A 386-nucleotide genomic window follows, 5' to 3' on the forward strand; every position below is an offset into this window, starting at 1 on the left:
CGATGCGCTTGTGGGAAACACCCGTTCCCATCCCGAACACGACGGTTAAGACGCAAGCGGCCGATGGTACTGCACTGGAGACGGTGTGGGAGAGCAGGTGGCCGCCAGATTAAAAAAAGAATAACAGATGAAAATCTGTTGAGCATAGACACAGGCATTGGAAAGTGAGCCCTGTCGGAAACAGGGTGGAGCCAGTAAACATTCGATAAGTCCAGTGCTAACCCGTATCAGCCGGGAAGAGCTGTTATTAATAACTGGTTTTACCAGTGATATAAGATGAAAAGAAAGCTTTTCTTCTTATATGACTGATAAAATATCAGTCAGTATCGTACCTTGAAAACTGCATACATGTAAATTTGATTAACTAATCAAATATCCTTGATATA

At 43.0% G+C, this 386-nt stretch carries 1 rRNA gene; it reads left to right on the plus strand.

Annotation, left to right across the window (positions count from 1 at the left end):
• Positions 1 to 110 (plus strand): 5S ribosomal RNA (rrf, locus tag LIR34_RS17675); the annotation flags it as partial.
• Positions 111 to 386: the final 276 nt, after the last annotated feature.

Origin of the sequence: Blautia sp. MSK17_66 (assembly GCF_020538025.1) — a bacterium.
Taxonomy (GTDB): Bacteria; Bacillota; Clostridia; order Lachnospirales; family Lachnospiraceae; genus Blautia_A.